3 protein-coding genes are annotated in these 2638 nt (G+C 61.0%); 2 read left to right on the plus strand and 1 reads right to left on the minus strand.

Features of this window, described 5'->3' with window-relative positions:
* Positions 1-268 precede the first annotated feature (268 nt).
* Complete coding sequence (locus QMK17_RS26080) at positions 269-937, minus strand: GntR family transcriptional regulator (RefSeq protein WP_283512188.1); 669 nt, start codon at positions 935-937, stop codon at positions 269-271.
* 175 nt (positions 938-1112) lie between these two features.
* Here QMK17_RS26080 and QMK17_RS26085 point away from each other — a divergent pair, with 175 nt between their 5' ends.
* Positions 1113-2003 carry a fumarylacetoacetate hydrolase family protein gene (locus QMK17_RS26085; protein WP_283512189.1) on the plus strand — a complete coding sequence of 297 codons (891 nt, stop codon included), beginning with the start codon at positions 1113-1115 and terminating at the stop codon, positions 2001-2003.
* A gap of 2 nt (positions 2004-2005) precedes the next feature.
* Positions 2006-2638 (plus strand): VOC family protein (locus QMK17_RS26090; RefSeq protein WP_283512190.1); only part of this gene is annotated, 633 nt, incomplete at its 3' end.

Genomic DNA, 2638 nt, shown 5'->3' on the forward strand with positions numbered 1-2638 from the left:
AGCGCTCGATGAGCTCCGGCTACATCGGCAATCCACTGTTCGCCACAGACCGCACGTCGATGTTGTTTGGGTATGCGAAGACGTCGGCTAATTCGATCATCGAGTGAGCTCGAAGCCCTGTTGTCGGTGGCCAGTGCGGCTTTGAACTGTGGATTTGCTGCCGCCACGTCGTGTTTACGATCGAGAGGAAGCGCGGAAGCCGATCGAGGACTCGAAAAGCTACAACACATGATCTCGCCCGCCTGCCCAGACTCGCCACATCAGATGTCTAGCTGTTCAGGAGGGCATCGGTAGTGCGCCGGATATGGGTGCTCAGTAGATCGCACGCCAGAGCGGAGTTTCGACCGACGGCGGCGTCGAGAATGGCGCGGTGTTCTCCGGCGATGTCTCGACCCCGATCGTGCAGTGGCGCAGACCAATGTCTGTACAGCTCCGCCGAATCGCGAAGCATGGTTGCGGTGGCCAGTATGCGCTTGTTGGCGCACCCATCAAGCAACGCTTGGTGGTACTCCCCGTGTGCGAGAACCCAGTCTTCGGAAAATCGTCCGGGGTCAGCGGGGTCGTATTGCGGCGTGCGCTCGAGTCGGTGGTGTGCGGCGACGACCCTGCCTTCCCACTTCAAGTCGCCTGCCGTGATGGCATATTTGAGCGCGAGAACCTCAATTTCGCAGCGTGCCACGGTCAAGTCCACCAGGTCGTCATTGGAAATGTCCACCACGCGAAAACCAAGTTTCGGCGCTGACGTGACAAGGCCTTGTTCGAGCAGTCGGTTGAGCGCCTCCCTGATCACGCCCATGCTGCAGTCGTAGGCCTCGACGAGTCCGGCGAAGCCGAGTCGGGAGCCGGGGGCAAGCCGCCCGGCAAGGATGTCCGCACGGACCGCTTCGTATACCCGGGTTGTTCGGCTCGCAGCCGCGACCGGCAGCTCAGTGGTCATCGCGCTCTCAACGGATCCTTGTCTTGTGTAGTTCAGGTTACCGCTAAACCCTACATGACGGCGAAAAACGGGTTAATTGTCGAAAACTAGTTGACTTTTCGTTTATTTAGTGTGATCGTCGTTACAGACGGTGCGTTCGCCGTCTCGGAGTCCCCTAATGATTGAGGAGCAGCTCGTGCATTTGATGAACCTTTCCGGCCGGCTACAGATTATGTTGCGGGACAGAGTGATCGACGTTGCTGATGCCAGCGGTGGCCGCTTCGAGGCAGACCCGCAGGCGGTCTACGATCGATGGGACGAATTCGTGGAGTGGAGCTCAGCCCTGCCCGCCGACTTTGCGTCGGAGGCTCGGGAGGGGGAGGTCGGTGCGCCTGCTCCCCGCCCACGTCAAATTTTCGCGGTCGGCCTGAACTACGGTGAACACGCTAGCGAATCAGGTTTCGATCGCCCGGAGAACCCGGTGGTCTTCACCAAGTTCGTCTCCTCCATCACCGGTCCTGAGACGACCGTGGAATTGCCCGCTGGTTCGGTCGATTGGGAAGTAGAGCTGGTCGTGGTACTCGGCCGAGGAGGCCGCAATATCGACTCTGCCGAGGCGTGGGATCACGTCGCCGGCGTGACAGTCGGTCAGGACCTGTCCGAGCGGGTGCGGCAACACTCTGGACCGGCTCCGCAGTTTGGTCTAGGGAAATCGCACGCAGGCTTCTCCCCGATCGGCCCGACTCTGGTGACCGTCGACGAACTCGACGATCGCGATGACCTCGAACTCGGAGCAGAGATCAACGGCGAAACAGTTCAGGCAGGGCGGACATCGCAGTTGATCTTCCCGGTACCGGTCCTGATCGAAAGCCTTTCGCGCACAGTCGAACTCTATCCCGGCGACATCATCTTCACGGGCACACCCGCCGGCGTCGGCGCAGGCCGAACCCCGCCCCGATACCTCACCGCAGGAGATGTGCTGCGGAGCTTCGTCACCGGCGTCGGGGAGCTCGAGCAGACCTTCGTCGACTCCACCGACTCCGGAACCGCGCGCAACCGTGCGGAACTGTCCATCCAGCGGAGCTGATCGTGACACTTCACCGACTCGACTCCATTGTTCTGGGGGTCCCCGACCTCGTCTCAGCGACGGCGTTCTACGAAGACTTCGGTCTCACCCACGTCGGCGAGCACCGGTTCGCCACGCAAGAGGGTTCGATCCAACTTTCACTGGTCGCGACCCCCACCCGACGGCTTGTCACCGCGTCGTTCGCCGTCGACGACACCGACGACCTAGCTCGTGTCCAGCGAAGTTTGACATCCCTAGGTTTTCGGGCTGCGCGCACCGCGGAACGATTGAGCACCATCGAGCCTGCCACCGGAACGGAAATCGACCTCGTCGTCTCCCCCAGGCTGGTGCAGCATCCGTTCATCGCCGCCGCGGTCAACGCCCCAGGGCGGATCGACCGGGTGAACGCGCGTGCAGACGGCGCACTACTCGAAACCCGGATCAAACCACGGCGGCTCGGACACATCGTTCTGGGGACCCCGAATTTCGATGCATCACACCAGTTCTTCGTCCATGCTCTCGGATTCAAGATCAGTGACATCGTCAAGGGTGAAGGAGTGTTCCTGCGGTGCTCAACCGATCACCACAACATCCTGATCCAACGCGCTCCCATGGCGTTCATGCATCACAGTAGTTGGCAGGTCGACGATATCGAC

Origin of the sequence: Rhodococcus sp. G-MC3 (assembly GCF_030063335.1) — a bacterium.
Lineage (GTDB): Bacteria > Actinomycetota > Actinomycetes > Mycobacteriales > Mycobacteriaceae > Rhodococcoides.